We start from the raw sequence: 16,965 nt of genomic DNA on the forward strand, positions 1-16,965 counted from the left end.
ATGGACGCTACCCCTGCTGCCTTTCTACACTGCCCGCAATCCGGGGACAGGGGGCAATGGATGAACCGCAATGAACTTCGCAAGGCCGACATCAACCTGATGGTGGTGTTCGAGACCTTGATGCTCGAACGCAACGTGACACGAGCGGCGGAAAAGCTGTTTCTCGGCCAGCCGACCATCAGCTCGGCGCTCAATCGCTTGCGCACCATGCTCAACGATCCACTGTTCATTCGCGTCGGTCATCGCATGGAGCCGACGGCTCGCGCCGAAGACATCTATCGCCATCTCAAGCCTGCCCTGGACTCGCTGTCGGTGGCGCTGAGCCTGACCCGTGATTTCGACCCGGCCGTCAGCACCATGACTTTTCGTATCGGTCTGTCGGACGACGTCGAATTCGGTCTGTTGCCACCATTGCTGCGTGTCTTGCGCCAGGAAGCACCGAACGTGGCATTCGTGGTGCAGCATGTCGATTACTGGCGCATTCCCGATCTGCTGGCGGCTGGCGACATCACCGTCGGTATCAGCCAGACCCGTGGCCTGCCGGCCAATGCCAAGCGCAAACTGCTGCGGCATATCCAGCCGAGCATCCTGCGCGCCGACAAGTCCGACACCCCGCTGACCCTCGACGAATATTGCGCACGGCCCCATGTGCTGGTTTCCCACACGGCCAATGTCAGCGGTTACGCCGATGAGTGGCTGGCGGACCTCGGTCGAACCCGCCAGGTGGTGTTGTCGGTGCCGCAATACAGCGCGCTGCCGGCGCTGCTGGCGGGCACCGACCTGATCGCCAGCCTGCCGGACTACACCGCCGAGGCGATGGCCGCCTCGGGGCTGCTGTTCAAGGAAGCGTTCCCGTTCAAGACCCCGACGCTCGACCTGTCGATGGTCTGGCTCAGCCATGTCGACAGCGATCCGGCCGAGCGCTGGCTGCGTTCGCGGCTGGAGCAGTTCATGAGCGAGCGGCCGGTGATGGCGTCGTTGGCGTGAGTCAGGCGTCGCTGTGTTATATGTACGACCTTTTTGCCGAACCTCTGGAGCACCGACATGCCACATCTGCACATGGAATACACCGCCAACCTGCCGCAACTGAACGCCGACGTGGCGTTGATCCGGCTCAACAACACCCTGGTGGGTTCCGGTCAGTTTGCGGCCGAGTTCGATATCAAGAGTCGTGCGCTCAAGGTGGAAACCTTCAAGGTCGGCACCGCCATGAGCGAGCGGGCCTTTGTTTCAGTGAGGCTGGCGCTGCTCAGCGGCCGATCCCCGGAGATCAAGAAACAACTCTCGCAAAACCTGTTGGCGGTGTTGCAGGAGCTGTGCGAATGGCCGGCGGGTGTCGAAGTGCAATTGAGTGTGGAACTGCTTGATATCGACCGCGAGTCCTACAGTAAAGTCGCCATCGGCGTGTAAGACTCAGGCCGCTTCCAGCTCCGCGCAGGTCTTGATGACCTGCTCGCGCAGCCAGAGGTTGGCGCTGTCCTGATCGACGTTGTGGCTCCACTGCATGTCGAGGGTGAAACCCGGCAGGCCGTTGGGTGCCTCGCAGTGATTGAACACCGCGTCGTTGGTCAGCAAACGCTGGATCCGCCGGGGCAGGGTGAGGATGAAATCGGTGCCGGTGATCATCTTCAATGCTGCGCTGTAGCTGTTGGAACGCGCGACGATCTGGCGCTTCTGTGCCTGCCGTGCGAGCCAGCCATCGACCATGTTGGTGGTCGAGGTCCAGGGCGTGGGGAACACATGCCGACGCTCGGTGAAGGCTTGCAGGCTGAGGCGCGGTTCCAGCGGCGTCGCACGTTTATCGAAGACGCAGACCAGGTCATCTTCCAGCAACATCCGGGATTTCAGGTCGGTATGGCTGCGGTGAAAGTGCGGGCCGAAACAGATCACCAGATCGAGGCTCCCGTCTCGCAGCTCCTGCGCCGGCACGTCGGTCTCGAACTTGTGCATGTTGACCATCACCGGCAGATCGTCGAAGTCGAAACGCTTCAGCATCCGCGGCAGGATCAGTTGCTCGAAGTATTCCGGGGCGCAGATGTTGAAGGTCACCGGCTGCGCCGTCGGGTCGAAGGTCGGGGCGCCGGCGTGGCACAGGTTGATGCTTTCGAGGATTTTCTGCACATGGCCATACATGCTGCTGGCCTTGTAGGTCGGGCGCATGCCCGTGCGGGTATTGACGAACAACTCGTCTTCAAAACTGGTGCGCAGTTTCTTCAGGCAGTAACTGACGGTGGACTGACTGACGAACAGCGCCTCCGACACATCGGTGACGCTGCTTTGCTCATACACGGCGACAAACACCATGAGATCCTGCATGTCGAGCTTTCTAAGCAAGTTACTGTTCAGCATCCGTTCTGTCTCGCTGTGCTCCTTGCGCCGAATCCGCGCAAACGTGTGCGCATGATCGTAACGGAACGATGGTGCCAGGAGAAACCCCTGTAGGATTTTTCACGGACAGTTGTGGGACAGAAAGTTTTAGTAATACGACGTGCCAAAACGATCCTGCAAAAGATGGCCAGAAGCCTTTATCCAGAGGGATGAAGCACCGTGCACAACGCCCGATCAGCGAACGTGTCGGGCGTATTGTCGAGGGTCGAAACGCAGCCCGATCAGCAACATGACCACCATCACTGCGGTCAGCGACCACCAGGCCCATTCGAAGCTGCCCAGTCGATCGCGGATCACCCCGGCCAGCAGCGGCGAGAGACCGGCAATCAGGTAACCGACCCCTTGCACGAAGGCCGTCAGCCCGCCGGCGCGCTGCGGGTTGTCGAGGTGATCGAGGGAGACGATCAGGCTCATCGGGAACAATCCGCCAATGCCCAGCCCCAACAGGCCTGGCCACAGCAGGCTCAGATGTTGCGGACTGAGGATCAAGCCGCAGAAACCGCCAATGATCAGCACCAACAGGGCGCTCAGTACCAGACGCCGGTCACGGCTGCGGTTGGCGATCGCCGGAACCACCAGGCCGGAAATCACCTCCATGGCCGTCAGAAATCCCAACAGCAGACCGGCGTTCTGTTCGCTCCAGCCGTTTTCCACGTAGTACGGCGCCAGCCACGCGAGTACACAAGTGTAGGAAGCGGTCCCCAGACCAAAGAAGATTGCGAGCAGCCAGGCGCGGGAATGGGTGAAAAAGGCCTCCCTTTTCACGGCAGTGGTCGTGATGGGTGGTGCGTCATCGCGTTGTGCCAACCAGAACAACAAGGCGAGCAGCGCCAATGCCGCCCAGATCGCCAGCCCTGCACGCCAGCTGCCCGTGTCGAGCATCACCCTTGGTGCGAACGAGGCAGCGAGCGCGGCACCGCCCATGATCGACGTGACATACAACCCCATGCACAGCGCCACGTTGTCGGGGAAGCGCGATTTGATCAGTGCCGGCATCAAGGCCTGAATCAACGCGATGCCGATCCCGGCCAGGACGGCGCTGACGATCAGTTGCGCCGCCGAATCGAGAAACAGCCGCGCCAGGGTCGCCCCACCAATGATCAACAACGACAGTACCACCGTGCGCCGCTCCCCCAGACGCTGGCTGATGCCGATCCCGAAGAACATCGCCAGTCCCATGGCCATTACCGGCAGCATGGTCAGCAGCGATGCCACGCTGAAGCTCAGCGGGATATCGCCGCGAATCGCCGACAGCAAAGGCCCGACGGCGGCCATCGATGGGCGCAGATTGAGGGCGACCAGAATGATACCGAGCATCAGCCAGACAGCGGGGCGGGCGGTGGCGCGGACGTTTTCCATGTTCAGACCTTTGAATCAGAGGCTGTCGATTAGGCGGGCGCGATACCGGTGCCGGCAAATCAGAAAATCCCGCGGGATATTTAAAAAATCGATACGCCTTCCGTGAGCTCTGCCTGAACGGGCTGTGATTTTTTACTGAATCAGGCCTGATGCACTTGCAGATTTCATGGTTATTTCATGAGCCAACTAATCGTTGGCTTCTTTTTCACAAAAAATTGATGAGGGGCTACGTAGAGTTTTCATCGCTCGGGTCAATGAATTTTTCACAATTGGCCACGGCGCTTCTTTTCAGGAAATAGCCCCCCGCCTATGTTGAAGTTAAAAGCCGTGCGCCCGGAATGGGTGACGTTGTTTGCCAGTGCCTTTTTTTTGGCCGGATTCAATTTCGTCCTCTGGGAACACCTCTTCGAGATCACCGCTGCCGATGGCAAGGGTATCGCCATGCGCATTGCGTTCGGGGTGATGATCTTCGCGGCGTACAACATCGTGCTGACCTTTCTGGCGTTTCGCCCGGTATTGAAACCGGTGTTGACGGCGCTGTTTCTGATCAGTGCCGGTGTGGCTTATTTCATGAGCCAGTATGGGGTGATGATCGATGCGGGGATGTTTCGAAACTTCGCTGAAACCAATGCCACGGAAGTTCGCGATCTGCTGTCTTTGAAGTTGTTCGCTTATCTATTGTTTCTGGGCTTATTGCCGTCGTGGTTGGTGTGGAAGTTACCCGTCGCTTATCGTCGATGGCACCGAGAGTTATTAAGCAAAGTTGTGGTGTGTGCAGCATCGGTCGCGGTCATTGGCGGCGTCGCATTGGCCAACTATCAGGGCTTGTCTTCGCTGTTTCGCAACCACCACGAGTTGCGCCTGATGCTGGTGCCGAGCAACTACATCGGCGCATCTGCCGGCTATCTGCGCGAACAGGTTGTTTCTGTGCAGCAACCGTTCGTCAAGATCGGTGAAGACGCCCAGCGTAACCCTGCACTGCAAAACCGTCCGCGCAAGTCGCTGACCGTGCTGGTGGTGGGTGAAAGTGCCCGGGCGGAGAACTTCAGCATCCTGGGCTACAACCGCGACACCACGCCGAAACTGGACAAGGAAGCCGGCCTGATCGCGTTCACCGATGTGCATTCCTGCGGTACGGAAACAGCCGTCTCGGTGCCGTGCATGTTCTCAAACATGGGCCGCAAGGATTACGACGCCAGCAAGGCGAAGAATGAAGAAGGGCTTTTGGATGTGCTCAAACGTGCCGGCATCGATGTGATCTGGCGCGACAACCAGTCGGGCTGCAAAGGCACCTGCGATCGCGTCACCCTGCAGGATGTCAGCAATCTGAAAGACCCGGCGCTGTGCGCCAACAGCGAGTGCCGCGACGAAATCCTCCTGCAAGGGTTGCAGAATTTCATCGAGCACCTGGACAAGGACACCGTGCTGGTACTGCACCAGATGGGCAGCCACGGCCCGGAATACTTCAAGCGTTATCCCAAGGAATATGAGCACTTCACACCGGTGTGTGAAAGCAACGCGCTGAACAATTGCAGCCGCGAAAGCATCGTCAACGGTTACGACAACACGCTGGTGTACACCGACCATGTGCTGTCGAGCCTGATCGATGTGCTGCGCAGCAACCAGGAAAAAGTCGATACCGCCATGCTGTACCTCTCCGATCACGGCGAGTCCCTGGGTGAGTACAACCTGTTTCTGCATGGCACGCCGTACATGCTCGCGCCGGAACAACAGAAACATGTGGCGATGCTGGCGTGGTTCTCCGACAGTTACCAGAAGTCGTACTCGGTCGACACCCATTGCCTGCAAATGAGCCGCGACAAGCCGTTGAGCCAGGACAACCTGTTCCATTCGATGCTCGGTCTGCTGGAAGTGCAGAGCAAGGTCTATCAGCACGATCTGGACCTGTTCGCCGGTTGCCGCGGTGCCGTCATCGACGGCGTCCTGGCCAGGGACTGAACCCTCGGAATTGTTCTGTAAGACTATTCTTGCTTGCAGGCAGGAGATTTCATCAACGCTCTTGCCCTGCGAAGGCGCGTAAAGCGCCGGTGGCGATATATACTGCGCGCCATTCTTGAAGGGAGAGCCGTGTGGCCATCGATATTCACTGGATTCGCGACAACGATAGCCTCGCGCAGTTTTGCGCCGAGTGGCAGCAGCTGCCGTTCGTTGCCCTCGACACCGAATTCATGCGGGTCGACACCTTCTACCCGATTGCCGGCCTGCTGCAAGTCGGCGACGGCAAACGCGCCTATCTGATCGACCCGCTGACCATTGACGCCTGGCAACCGCTGGCGGCGTTGCTGGAAAACCCGGCGGTGCTCAAAGTCCTGCACGCCTGCAGCGAAGACCTCGAAGTCCTGCTGCGCCTGACCGGCAGCCTGCCAGCGCCGTTGTTCGACACGCAACTGGCTGCGGCCTACCTGAACCTCGGGTTCTCGATGGGCTATTCGCGTCTGGTGCAGGAGGTGCTCGGCATCGAACTGCCGAAGGGCGAAACCCGATCCGACTGGTTGCAGCGTCCGTTGTCCGACACGCAAATCAGCTATGCCGCCGAAGACGCCGTGCATCTGGCGGAGGTTTTCGTACAACTGCGTCCGAAACTGTCTGATGACAAATTCGCCTGGGTACTGGAGGACGGCGCCGAACTGGTTGCCAACTTGCGCCGCGAGACCGATCCGTACGAGGTGTATCGCGAGGCCAAACTGGCCTGGAAGCTGTCTCGCGCGCAACTCGCCGTTCTGCGCGAACTGTGCGCCTGGCGTGAGCGCGAAGCCCGTGCCCGCGACCTGCCGCGCAACCGTATTATCCGTGAGCATTCGTTGTGGCCGCTGGCCCGCACGCAACCGGACAACCTCAGCGCGCTGGGCAAGATTGAAGACATGCATCCGCGTACCGTGCGTCAGGACGGCGAGTTTCTGCTTGATCTGATCAAGCGCTCTGGCAGTGTGGGGCCTGATCAATGGCCGCCAGCCGTGCCGGAGCCGTTGCCGATCGAAGCTGCCGCGCTGATCAAACAGCTGCGGGCGCTCGGTCAGGCCGAAGCCGAACGTCTGGGCATCGCGCCGGAATTGATGCTGCGCAAGAAAACCCTCGAAGCCCTGGTCAAAAGCGGCTTCCCCGAGGGCCCTTACCAATTGCCTGATTCGCTGCGTGGCTGGCGCCGCGAATTGATGGGCCAGAAGCTGCTCGACAGCCTGGCCACCGCCGGAGAACAGCCTTGAAACGTATTTGCTCCATTTATCAAAGTTCGAAGAAAAGCGGCATGTACCTCTACGTGCTCAAGAGCGATGCGCTGGAACGCGTGCCGGAAGGCCTGATGGCGGCGTTCGGCAAGGCGAAGCATTCCTTCGATCTGGTACTGACCCCCGAGCGCAAGCTCGCCAGCGAAGACATCGCCGTGGTCCTGGAGAACCTCGACAAGCAGGGCTACCACCTGCAGATGCCACCGGCCGAGGAAGAGTACATCGAGCACTTGCCCGAAGAGTTGCTGCGACGCAACGACCCGGTCTGATCCGCGAGGCCCTGTCCTGGGCCTCTTGTAACCCCTGGAACGGTTTTTACGGCGACGGCTGCCACGAAGTGGGCGGCCGCCTGCACGGTTTGCGAAAGGTTTGAACATGCGCGTTCTGATTGCTGAACACGACCACGCGATATACGCCCGGCTGCTGCGTCAGGCGGCCCCGGAGCTTGAAGTGCTGACCAGTGGCGACTCCGCCGAGCTGGCCCGCCAGGCTGCTGATTGCCCGGTGTGGCTGGGCCAGCCGGATCTGTTGGCGACCCTGTTGCGTCAGGGCCACCAGCCCCAATGGCTGCAATCGACCTGGGCCGGCATCACGCCGCTGCTGGCCGACGGTTTGCGCCGCGATTACCGCCTGACCCGGGCGGTCGGCATTTTCGGTCAGGTGATGGCTGAATACGTGCTGACCTACATGCTCGGCCACGAGCGCGAAGTGCTGGCGCGACTGGTCAGCCAGGTCGAGCGCAAGTGGGACAGTCGCACCGGCCAGAGTCTGGTCGGGCGCAAGGTGCTGATCGTCGGCACCGGCGACATCGGCCAGAGCGTGGCGCAGTTCCTGCGGCCATTCGGCGTTGAGTTGTACGGCATCGCCAGCAGTGCCCGGGAGCAGGCGCCATTTGTCGAAGTCGGCTCGATGGCGGACCTGCCACGGCTGGTGGGGGAAGTGGATTACGTGGTCAACCTGCTGCCCAACACCGAGCACACCCACGATATCTACGACGCTGCGCTGTTCAAGCAATTCAAGCCGACCGGTTTGTTCATCAACGCCGGGCGCGGTGTGGCGGTGGTCGATGCAGATCTGGTCGAAGCATTGAAGGAAGGCCATCTGGCCGGCGCGGTGATCGATGTCTGCCGTCAGGAACCGCTGCCGCAGCGGCATCCGTTCTGGACCGCGTGGGGCTTGCTGCTGACCGGGCACAGTTCGGCGCCGACGTCGCCGCCGATGATGGTGCAGTTGTTTCTGGACAACTTGCGGGCGTATCAGGCGGGAGAGGCGTTGCGTGGGGAAGTGGATTTCGCACGCGGTTACTGATTCACCGCAGTGAAAAATGTGGGAGCGGGCTTGCTCGCGAAAGCGGTTTATCAGTCAGCCAAGACGTCGACTGGTAAGCCCTCTTCGCGAGCAAGCCCGCTCCCACATTTCGTTATGCGCCATGGCTTAGAGGGTGAAGTCGCCTTCAGCCGCCAGTTCGCTCAGCGGACGACGCGGGCTCGGCGTTTCCCGTGCTTGCAGGTAATCCGCCAGGGTTGCCTTGTCACCCAGCTTGCCCACCGCCACGGCGGCGTGCAGTGCATAACCTTGCGGAATGTTCAGCTCCTTGCGAGTCAGCTCCTGATCGAAGCCGGCCATGCCGTGGGTGTGCCAGCCGCTCAGGCTCGCTTGCAGTGCCAAGTGGCCCCACGCGGAACCGGTGTCGAAGGTGTGCCACAGCGCCGGTGTTTCTTCGGTCGCGCCCGGTGCGGTGAAGGTGGTTTTCGAAATCACGATCACCAGCGCCGACGCGTGTTGCGCCCAGCTGCGGTTGAATTCGTTGAGCAGGCCCAGGTAACGCTCCCAGTTCGGTGTATCGCGACGGGCGTAGAGAAAACGCCACGGCTGCGAGTTATACGCCGATGGCGCCCAGCGCGCGGCTTCGAAGAAGCTCAGCAAGGTTTCTTCCGGAATCGCTTCGCCGGTGAAGGCGCGGGGCGACCAGCGATCGGTGAACTGCGGGTGAATGGCGTATTCGGCAACGCGAGGGTTGGCACTCATCGAGAGATTCCTTGCTACGTTTGAGGACAGGTTTGAAGCAAAACCCGGCGGGATCAGTTGGGCTGAACGATGGGGGCTGTATCTGAAGCCGTGCAGTTCACCGGAATGCAACGCGGTCGAGCGTTAATGGCACCCAGCCAAGGCTTCTTGAGACTGGCAAAACTACTTGGCCGCGCAAAAACTGACAAGCCCTGAACAACCGACAGTCGCCAGCGCTTGGCCCACGGGGCCTTGGGCACTAGACTGGCGGCCTTTTCACCACCTGATGTTGATACTTGAGCCATGGCCGCCAAAGTCGAACCGTTCTGGAAACGCAAAACCCTCGATCAACTGGATCACGAGGAATGGGAATCGCTGTGCGACGGTTGCGGCCTGTGCTGCCTGCAAAAGCTCGAGGATGAAGAAGACAACAGCGTCTATTACACACGCATCGCCTGCAAACTGCTGGACCTGAAAAGCTGCCAGTGCAGCGATTACCCGAACCGCATCAAGTTTGTTCCGGACTGCATCCAGCTCACCCCGGGCCAGGCCGAAGCATTCAAATGGCTGCCGCCGACTTGCGGCTATCGGCTGGTCAGCGAAGGCAAGGATCTGCCGTTGTGGCATCACCTGGTCTGCGGGGATCGGGACGCCGTGCACCACGAACGGATTTCCCAGTCCGGGCGCATGCTCGCCGAAGGCAGCGTGCCGGAAGACGACTGGGAAGATCACCTGATTTTCCGCGCAGGTTAACGATTGACCAAGGAGCAGGTATGGCGACGGGATTGCGCCGGGCGCTGATCGTCACGCTGCTGGCGCTGAGTGCGCCGGTGTGGGCGGCGAAGAAGGTCGATCTGGATTTTCAGGTACGCCTGCTGCCGCAGAGCGATCAGGCCGAGGTGCGCCTGACCCTCGCCAAAGGCGAGGCCGTGCGCAGTCTGGATTTCGACCTCGGCGACGGCAGCCACTACAGCGACTTCAAGGCCGACGGCCAATGGCAATTGACGCCGGGCCAACAGGCACGCGGCGTATGGCGCCCGACGGCGGACAAGGCCAGCCTGACCTACCGCGTGCGTATCAGTCACGGCCGCAAGAACGGCAGCTTCGACACGCGCATGACCCCGACCTGGGCGCTGATGCGCGGTGATGAACTGGTGCCCCCTGCAAAGCTTGATCAGCAGGACGGCATCGAACTGGTCTCACGGCTGCAATTCGAACTGCCCGATGGCTGGAAAAGCGTCGAAACCGCCTGGCCGCGCATCGGCAAGAACAAATTCCGCATCGACAATCCGGCCCGTCTGTTCGACCGGCCTACGGGCTGGATGCTCGCCGGGCACCTCGGCAGCCGCCGCACACGATTGGGGGAGACCGAAGTCACCGTGGCGTCGCCACAGGGGCAGGGCATGCGCCGGATGGACGTGCTGACGCTGTTGACGTTCGTCTGGCCGCAGGTCCAAGCGGTGTTTCCCCGACATCCGAGCAAGCTGCTGATCGTCGGCGCCAACGACCCGATGTGGCGCGGCAGCCTGGCGGCGCGGGAGTCGATCTACTTCAACACGCGTTTGCCTCTGGTCAGCGAGAGCGGCAGCAGCCCCTTGGTCCGGGAGCTGGCGCAGGTGTTCGGGCGCATCAACGACGAGCAGCGCAGTGACTGGATCAAGGAAGGGTTCGCCGAGTATTACGCCGTCGAACTGGTGCGCCGTGCTGGCGGTATGAGCGATGAACGTTATCAGGCCTTGCAGGTGAAACTGGCCAAGGACAGCCAGAAGGTGACGACGTTGCGCGGCGAGCAGATCAGCCCGGCGCAGGTGTCCAAAGCGGTTTTGCTGTTACAGGAACTGGATCGCGAGATCCGTCTGAAGACCCGCAACAAGCGTTCGCTGGATGATGTGCTGCGCGGGGCGATGCATTTGGGGACGGTGGACACCAAAGAGTTCGTGCAACTGGCCGAAAGCATTCTCGGCGAGTCGTCCAAAGTCCTCGATACCGCGTTATTGCAGTAATACCGCCTTCGCGAGCAAGCCCGCTCCCACATGTGATCGCATTACAACTGACGTAGAGCGGTTCAATGTGGGAGCGGGCTTGCTCCGGGCGGCGGTCCGACGAAGAGGCCAGAAGCCTCACCGCAAGTTCAGGCTCAACCCCCGGCCTTGGGCGACTTCACCGAATCATTGCCGGTCACGGTGGCGGTTTTGGTCGCCGCCTCGGCATTGGCTTTGAGCTCGCTCAGCTCTTCACCGGCGCGCTCGATCTTTGTGCGCACGTTGTTCATGTCCTGACGGCTTTTCTCCAGCAGGCTTTTCACCGAGCTGTGGCCGGTGATGCCACGGGCCATGGCCACGCCGCCAATCGCCACCTGAATCAGCCCGAACACGCCGCCACGGCGCAGGCCCTTGCCGACCATGATCACGCCGCCGGCCAGTGAGCCGATGCGCTCCCAGCCTTCGACGTTCTGCTCGGAGCGGGTCTGGAACGGGGTGGATTCGATACGCTCGACGCGTTTGAGCTCGGTCATGATCTTTCTCCAGGCAATGAGTAATGGATAAACAAGCTGACTGCACTGGCGGTCAGCTCGTTCCATCGGATGTGCGGCGTTTCAGCGGAATTTCGGCCCGGAGCGGGTGTTCAGGCCTTTGGCCATGCGGTCGTAAAGCACGACGTTGACCGTGGCGGCGAGGTTCATGCAACCGGTGGTCGGGATGTACACGACGTCTTCGCACCAGTCGCGGATCTCTTGATCCAGCGAGCCGTCTTCGGGGCCGAAGATGTACAGGGCGCGATCCGGGTGAGTGTATTCCGGCAGCGGGCGGGCGCCGTCGACCAGTTCCACGGCGACCGGGACGCAGTTGAGCGGCAGGATTTTTTTCAGGTCGTCGATGCCGATCAGCGGGATGTCGTAGTGCACGCGCTTGGTGTCGGTGACGAAATCGGCGGCGCGCTCATAGCGTTTGCCGGTGTAGAACACGGTCGACACGCCATAGCAGCCTGCGGCGCGCATCACCGAACCGACGTTTTCCGGTGATTTGGGGTTATACAAACCAATGCAGCTGTACCGTTTGTCTGCCACGAGCGGGGTGCCTTCGGGAAAAAGAGGGCGATTATACGGGGATTGGGGGAGGGGTGTTCAGTTTGAGATTGGCGGTGCCTGCCAGGCCGCCTTCGCGAGCAGGCTCGCTCCCACAGTTGATCGGTGTCGTACACAAAACCAATGTGGGAGCGAGCCTGCTCGCGAAAGGGCCGGGTCAGCCACTGAAGATCTTCAGTCCTCTTTCTTCATGAGGCCGGCCAGGGCAGCAAACGGATTGTGCGTGGCCTTGGCGATTTTCGGCGTGCTCAGCGAGCCTTCGCCGAAATACTGCTGGTCGGTGTAGCGCGAGTGTTCGTTGTCGTGGCAGTACAGGCACAGCAGTTCCCAGTTGGAACCGTCCTGCGGGTTGTTGTCGTGGTTGTGGTCGCGGTGGTGCACGGTCAGCTCGCTCAGGCGCTTGCCGGAAAACTCACGGGCGCAGCGGCCGCACACGTGCGGGTACATCTTCAGGGCCTTGTCGCGGTAGCCCATTTCCTTGTCGCGCTGGTTGTCGGCGAGGATGCGATCCAGCTTCGAAGTGTTGGTCGGGGTGGACGAACTCATGGGTTCACCTTTGCAGAAAGACTAATGACGGTTATGACGCCAGTTTAGCTCAGCCCTTGAGCTTCTCGGCAATCCAGATCGTGTGGCGCGTGCCCTTGTTGCCGTGGGCGAAGACCTGGACTTCCTCGGCTTTGAAACCGGCCTTCTTCAATTTGTCGGAAAACTGCCGGTCGGCGCTGGCCGACCACACCGCCAGCACGCCTTTGGGCCGCATTGCCCTGGCGCACGCGGCAAGGCCGGCGGCGGAATACAGCCAGCTGTTGGCCTTCTGGGTCAGGCCTTCGGGGCCGTTGTCGACGTCGAGCATGATCGCGTCGAAGCCGTTGGGCTCGCTTTGCAGCACTTTGGCCACGTCTTCCTGACGGATCACCGTGCGCGGGTCGAGCAGTGGGCGCCCGGACTTTTCACCGAGCGGGCCACGGTTCCACTCGACCACGCCGGGTACCAGTTCGGCGACCACCACTTCGGCGCTTTTGCCCAGGTGCTTGAGCGCGGAGGCGAGGGTGAAGCCCATGCCCAGGCCGCCGATCAGCACTCGCGAATCCGGCCGGCCGGCGACCTTGCGGCAGGGGATTTCGGCCAGTGCATCTTCGGAGCCGTGCATGCGGGTGTTCATCAATTGCCCGCCGTCGCCGCCCTGGATCTTGATGACGAAATCCTCGCCATACTCGAACAGGCACAGGGCGCCGCCGTTGTCAGGGATCGGCGTGGTGTCGAGCAGAACGAAACGTTTCATGGAAATCTCTACAGGGGGGAAGGCAAGCCGGCGCGTTGGGAGTAGCCTGAAGGCAGACTTCAGGCCAACGGAGCCCTTGATGAAGCGCACCATTCTAACGGTCATTGCCCTGGCCGCGCTCTCGATAACTGCCGTACAGGCGCAACAGACGATTCCCGTCAGCCCGACGCCGCAACCGGGTTCGCCCGGTACTGCGACGCCAACCCCGTATCCGCAGATCAGCCCCGTGCCGATTCCCAAGGCCGGCCCCGGCAGTGGCGGGCCACCGCTGGTGCCGATCGAAATGCCCAGCCCGCCGACCAAGGATCAGCCGGTGCCGGGGATCGAACAGCCTGACGGGAAAAGCAAATCCCCCGGCGGCTAGATCTGTTGCGCCGCCAGTTGACCGTCGGCCATGCGCAGGCGTTTGGACAGGGAGACGGCGAGGGCGCGGATGATCTTGGCGGCGATCTTCGGCGCATCGTTGAGCATTTTTTCCAGCGAGTCCTTGCCGAGGTTGAGCAACTGACAGTTGCTCGCCGCCACGCAAGTTGCCGAACGGCGTTCACCGTCGAGCACGGCCATTTCACCGAACGCCCGACCGCTGCGCAGGGTGGCCATGGTCACGATCTGGCCGTCGCCACCGGTTTTCTGCACGGCCACCTGGCCGGTGTGGATGATGCACATGAAACTGCCGGCATCGCCTTCGCGAAAGATCGCTTCGCCTTCAGCCACGGTGCTGATGCTGAAGTAGCCCGAAGCGGCGGCGAAATCCGCCAGTTGCAATTGATCGAACAGGCCGCAGTCCATCAGCCAGTCGCGGATTTCGTTGTTCAGTAGAGTGGGTTCTGACATGTCGTGCGGTCTTTTTGTTGTGTCGGGTGGCAGGCTCGCCACCGGGGGCCGATCTGCTTATCGGCTCCCGGTGCCCGGAATTAAGACCTGACTGACCGGCGGAGTTCCTCAGGCGATGCCCAGAACCTTGAAAACAAATGCATATTCGAGCGCTACGTCACGTAATCCCTGATAACGCCCGCTCATGCCGCCGTGGCCGGCGCCCAGTTCGGTCTTGAGCAGCAATGGATTGTCATCGGTCTTGGTCGCGCGCAATTTCGCCACCCACTTGGCCGCTTCCCAATACTGCACGCGGCTGTCGTTGTAGCCGGCGATTACCAGCGTCGCAGGATAGGCCTGCGCGGTGACGTTTTCGTACGGCGCATAGGCCTTGATCCGCTCGTAGACCTCCGGGTCTTCGGGATTGCCCCACTCGTCGTATTCGGTGACGGTCAGCGGCAGATCCGGGTCGAGCATGGTGTTGAGCACATCGACGAACGGCACTTCGGCAATCGCCACACCGAACAGCTCCGGGCGCTGGTTGAGCACCGCGCCGATCAGCAGGCCACCGGCGCTGCCACCGCTGATCGCCAGTTGTGGCGCGGTGGTGATGCCGTTGAGGATCAGGAATTCGGCGCAGGCAATGAAGTCGCTGAAGGTGTTGTGCTTGTGCTCCTGCTTGCCGGCGCGATACCAGCCTTCCCCCAGTTCACCGCCGCCACGCACGTGGGCGATGGCGAATGCCATACCGCGATCCAGCAGGCTCAGGCGGGCATGGGAGAACCACGGATCGAGGCTCGAGCCGTAGGCACCATAACCGTAGAGGTACAGCGGCACTGGCTTACCGATCATTTCGCGTTTCATCACCAGACTGATCGGCACCAGCGTGCCGTCCGGGGCAGTGGCCCAAAGGCGCTGGCTGACGTAGGCGTCGGCGTCGAACGGGCCGAGCACCGGGGTTTCCTTGAGGACAGTCTGCTCGCCGGTGGCGAGGATCAGTTGCCGGACCTGAGCCGGACGATTCAGCGCCTCATAGCGCAGGCGAATGCGGTCGCTTTCGAACTCCAGGCTGTTTTGCACGTAGAGGCTGTAAGCCGCGTCCGGCAATTGCACGCGATAAGGCGCCAGACCGTGTGGGTGGACCTCGATGATCGGCAATCCGCCTTCGCGCAGACTCAGGGTCAGGGCTTCGGCGTTGAGGGTCACGCCATCGAGCATCACCGAATCGCTGTGCGGGATCAGGTTCTGCCAGTCGGCTTCGCTCGGTGCGATGCCGGTGTCCGGGGCCTGATAGAGGGCGAAATTGATGCCGTCGCGGTTGGTGCGGATGAACCAGGTCCATTCGCCATCAAGCTTGCCGTGGTCGACGTCGTACTCGTGATCCTCGACCCGTGGCGCCAGGCAGGTGAACGGCTGGTGCGGCTGATTGGCGTCCAGCGCCCAGACTTCGCTGGTGGTCTTGCTGCCCAGGGACAGCAGCAATTGCTGTTCGGAACTGGCGCGATAGCAATGCAGGAAGAAACGCCCGTCCGGCTCGTGGAACACCTCTTCGGCGGCAGTGCCGTCGAGGCGATAGCGGAACAGTTTGTGCGGGCGATGGGTGTCGTCGAGCACGCCGAAGAACAAGGTCAGGCTGTCGTTGGCCCAGGTCATGCTGCCGTCGCAGTCCTGGAATTCCAGTTCGCTGACACGTTCGCTGGATAATTCCTTCACGAACAGCGTGTAAATCTCGTCGCCCGAGGCATCGACGCTGTAGGCCAGGCGCTGGTGATCCGGGCTGATGCTGAACGCGCCGAGGGAGAAAAAGCCGCCATTGGCCAGAGCATTCGGGTCGAGCAGCAGCTGTTCGCGGCTTTCGTCGAGGGTAAGGCTGTCGTCGGCAGGGCGCGGGCAGCGATAGTGGCGGGGGTATTCGTCACCCGCGGTGGTGCGGGTGTAATACAGATACGGGCCCCACGGCGACGGCAGGGACAGGTCGGTTTCGAGGATCCGGCCCTTGATCTCCTCGAACAGGGTTTCGCGCAATTCGGCCTGATCGGCGGTCTGCGCCTGCTGGTAGTCGTTTTCGGCCTTGAGGTAGTCGAGCACCGCGTCGGTGTCGCGTTCCTGCAGCCAGGCATACGGGTCGTGACCGGCATCCTTGCGGGCAATCGGGGCGCTGGTGACGTTGGCGGATACGGGCATGGAAAGCTCTCGGACATGACAAATAAGGGCTGCACGGACGGCGGGGAAGCCTGACGTGCGAAAAGTCGTTACTATAAGCGCCTCTTTGCCTGCCTTGCCATGGACACCATGACCGAGAACGACTATCTGATCGCCTGGGGCCTTTACGCCTTTGCCGCTGTTGGCTGCCTGCTGGTGTGGATGCGCATGACCCGCTGGATGTGGCGCTGGCTGCGCGAACCGCTGCGTGTGCTGATGGCGGTGTTGCTGTTCAGCCCGACCATCATCGATCCGGTGAAGGAAAAATTCGCCCCGGCCGTCGCCATTACGGCGCTGGATCTGGCGTTCAAGGTGGGCAACAACGCCTGGCGCGCGATTTCCGAACTGCTCATGTACGCGATGATCGCGTTCGGCCTGTACCTGGTTTTCGTGCTGATCCGCTTCCCGATCGAACGCGCTTCGAAAGCTCGCAAGGAGCAGGCTGAAGCAGCCCGCGCAGCAGCCCGTGCCGATGACGAGCGCGACGGCGATCAACCGTTCGGCGGTGCCGGCGATGATCGTTACGGCCGTCCACCTCTGCCGAGCAATCCGCAGCGCGGGCGCGTCGAGCCGCGTCTGTAATC

Annotated in this window: 19 protein-coding genes; 10 read left to right on the forward strand and 9 right to left on the reverse strand. The window is 61.4% G+C overall.

What is annotated here, in order from left to right:
• Positions 1-60: 60 nt before the first annotated feature.
• Together ACSPX5_RS02005 and ACSPX5_RS02010 are read left to right on the forward strand one after the other, a co-directional pair.
• Positions 61-987 (forward strand): LysR substrate-binding domain-containing protein, encoded by a 927-nt coding sequence (locus tag ACSPX5_RS02005; protein WP_169429267.1) that lies wholly within the window; start codon positions 61-63, stop codon positions 985-987.
• A 57-nt stretch (positions 988-1,044) separates the two neighbouring features.
• The gene (locus tag ACSPX5_RS02010; RefSeq protein WP_439820861.1) at positions 1,045-1,410 is read left to right on the forward strand and encodes a 5-carboxymethyl-2-hydroxymuconate Delta-isomerase; all 366 of its coding nucleotides are present in this window, start codon (positions 1,045-1,047) and stop codon (positions 1,408-1,410) included.
• 3 nt (positions 1,411-1,413) lie between these two features.
• On the opposite strand, the gene ACSPX5_RS02015 is transcribed toward ACSPX5_RS02010, so the two are convergent.
• Positions 1,414-2,349, reverse strand: a complete 936-nt coding sequence (locus ACSPX5_RS02015) for a LysR family transcriptional regulator (RefSeq protein WP_169429269.1) — start codon at positions 2,347-2,349, stop codon at positions 1,414-1,416.
• 213 nt (positions 2,350-2,562) lie between these two features.
• Positions 2,563-3,747 carry a cyanate transporter gene (locus ACSPX5_RS02020; protein WP_439820862.1) on the reverse strand — a complete coding sequence of 395 codons (1,185 nt, stop codon included), beginning with the start codon at positions 3,745-3,747 and terminating at the stop codon, positions 2,563-2,565.
• 309 nt (positions 3,748-4,056) lie between these two features.
• Between ACSPX5_RS02020 and ACSPX5_RS02025 the strand changes: the two genes are divergently transcribed.
• The 4 genes from ACSPX5_RS02025 (at position 4,057) to ACSPX5_RS02040 (ending at position 8,300) form a co-directional block, all read left to right on the forward strand.
• The gene (locus tag ACSPX5_RS02025; protein WP_439820863.1) at positions 4,057-5,706 is read left to right on the forward strand and encodes a phosphoethanolamine transferase; all 1,650 of its coding nucleotides are present in this window, start codon (positions 4,057-4,059) and stop codon (positions 5,704-5,706) included.
• A gap of 131 nt (positions 5,707-5,837) precedes the next feature.
• Positions 5,838-6,971, forward strand: a complete 1,134-nt coding sequence (gene rnd / locus ACSPX5_RS02030; RefSeq protein WP_169429272.1) for a ribonuclease D — start codon at positions 5,838-5,840, stop codon at positions 6,969-6,971.
• Complete coding sequence (locus ACSPX5_RS02035; RefSeq protein ID WP_085703814.1) at positions 6,968-7,261, forward strand: YcgL domain-containing protein; 294 nt, start codon at positions 6,968-6,970, stop codon at positions 7,259-7,261. The genes rnd and ACSPX5_RS02035 overlap by 4 nt, the downstream gene beginning before the upstream one ends.
• 106 nt (positions 7,262-7,367) lie before the next feature.
• Positions 7,368-8,300 (forward strand): D-2-hydroxyacid dehydrogenase, encoded by a 933-nt coding sequence (locus tag ACSPX5_RS02040; RefSeq protein WP_169429273.1) that lies wholly within the window; start codon positions 7,368-7,370, stop codon positions 8,298-8,300.
• 126 nt (positions 8,301-8,426) lie between these two features.
• On the opposite strand, the gene ACSPX5_RS02045 is transcribed toward ACSPX5_RS02040, so the two are convergent.
• Positions 8,427-9,020, reverse strand: coding sequence for a nitroreductase family protein (locus ACSPX5_RS02045; RefSeq protein ID WP_102717527.1), 594 nt, complete (start codon positions 9,018-9,020; stop codon positions 8,427-8,429).
• Between the two features lie 282 nt (positions 9,021-9,302).
• Between ACSPX5_RS02045 and ACSPX5_RS02050 the strand changes: the two genes are divergently transcribed.
• Together ACSPX5_RS02050 and ACSPX5_RS02055 are read left to right on the forward strand one after the other, a co-directional pair.
• On the forward strand, positions 9,303-9,752 hold the full coding sequence (locus ACSPX5_RS02050) for a YcgN family cysteine cluster protein (RefSeq protein WP_169429274.1): 450 nt from the start codon (positions 9,303-9,305) through the stop codon (positions 9,750-9,752).
• A 20-nt stretch (positions 9,753-9,772) separates the two neighbouring features.
• Complete coding sequence (locus tag ACSPX5_RS02055; protein WP_439820864.1) at positions 9,773-11,002, forward strand: hypothetical protein; 1,230 nt, start codon at positions 9,773-9,775, stop codon at positions 11,000-11,002.
• A gap of 134 nt (positions 11,003-11,136) precedes the next feature.
• Here the strand turns inward: ACSPX5_RS02055 and ACSPX5_RS02060 are convergent, their stop codons facing one another.
• From ACSPX5_RS02060 to ACSPX5_RS02075, 4 genes are all read right to left on the reverse strand, one after another.
• The gene (locus ACSPX5_RS02060; protein WP_439820865.1) at positions 11,137-11,514 is read right to left on the reverse strand and encodes a YgaP family membrane protein; all 378 of its coding nucleotides are present in this window, start codon (positions 11,512-11,514) and stop codon (positions 11,137-11,139) included.
• An 81-nt stretch (positions 11,515-11,595) separates the two neighbouring features.
• Positions 11,596-12,066, reverse strand: coding sequence for an RNA methyltransferase (locus ACSPX5_RS02065; RefSeq protein WP_007958066.1), 471 nt, complete (start codon positions 12,064-12,066; stop codon positions 11,596-11,598).
• A 192-nt stretch (positions 12,067-12,258) separates the two neighbouring features.
• Complete coding sequence (locus ACSPX5_RS02070) at positions 12,259-12,630, reverse strand: YajD family HNH nuclease (RefSeq protein WP_007944009.1); 372 nt, start codon at positions 12,628-12,630, stop codon at positions 12,259-12,261.
• A gap of 49 nt (positions 12,631-12,679) precedes the next feature.
• Positions 12,680-13,366, reverse strand: coding sequence for a hypothetical protein (locus tag ACSPX5_RS02075; protein ID WP_439820866.1), 687 nt, complete (start codon positions 13,364-13,366; stop codon positions 12,680-12,682).
• 79 nt (positions 13,367-13,445) lie between these two features.
• On the opposite strand from ACSPX5_RS02075, the gene ACSPX5_RS02080 reads away from it, so the two are divergent.
• Positions 13,446-13,730 (forward strand): hypothetical protein, encoded by a 285-nt coding sequence (locus ACSPX5_RS02080; protein WP_439820867.1) that lies wholly within the window; start codon positions 13,446-13,448, stop codon positions 13,728-13,730.
• Here ACSPX5_RS02080 and ACSPX5_RS02085 read toward each other — a convergent pair.
• A complete protein-coding gene (locus ACSPX5_RS02085) occupies positions 13,727-14,200 on the reverse strand; it encodes a cyclic nucleotide-binding domain-containing protein (protein WP_169429279.1) in 474 nt (157 codons plus the stop codon). The genes ACSPX5_RS02080 and ACSPX5_RS02085 overlap by 4 nt on opposite strands.
• Positions 14,201-14,308: 108 nt before the next feature.
• A complete protein-coding gene (locus ACSPX5_RS02090) occupies positions 14,309-16,363 on the reverse strand; it encodes a S9 family peptidase (RefSeq protein ID WP_439820868.1) in 2,055 nt (684 codons plus the stop codon).
• Between the two features lie 99 nt (positions 16,364-16,462).
• Between ACSPX5_RS02090 and ACSPX5_RS02095 the strand changes: the two genes are divergently transcribed.
• Positions 16,463-16,963: an MFS transporter gene (locus ACSPX5_RS02095; RefSeq protein ID WP_169429281.1), complete on the forward strand. Its 501-nt coding sequence runs from the start codon at positions 16,463-16,465 to the stop codon at positions 16,961-16,963.
• Positions 16,964-16,965 lie beyond the last annotated feature (2 nt).

Origin of the sequence: Pseudomonas sp. HLG18, assembly GCF_051903985.1 — a bacterium.
Classification (GTDB): Bacteria; Pseudomonadota; Gammaproteobacteria; order Pseudomonadales; family Pseudomonadaceae; genus Aquipseudomonas; species Aquipseudomonas fluorescens_BT.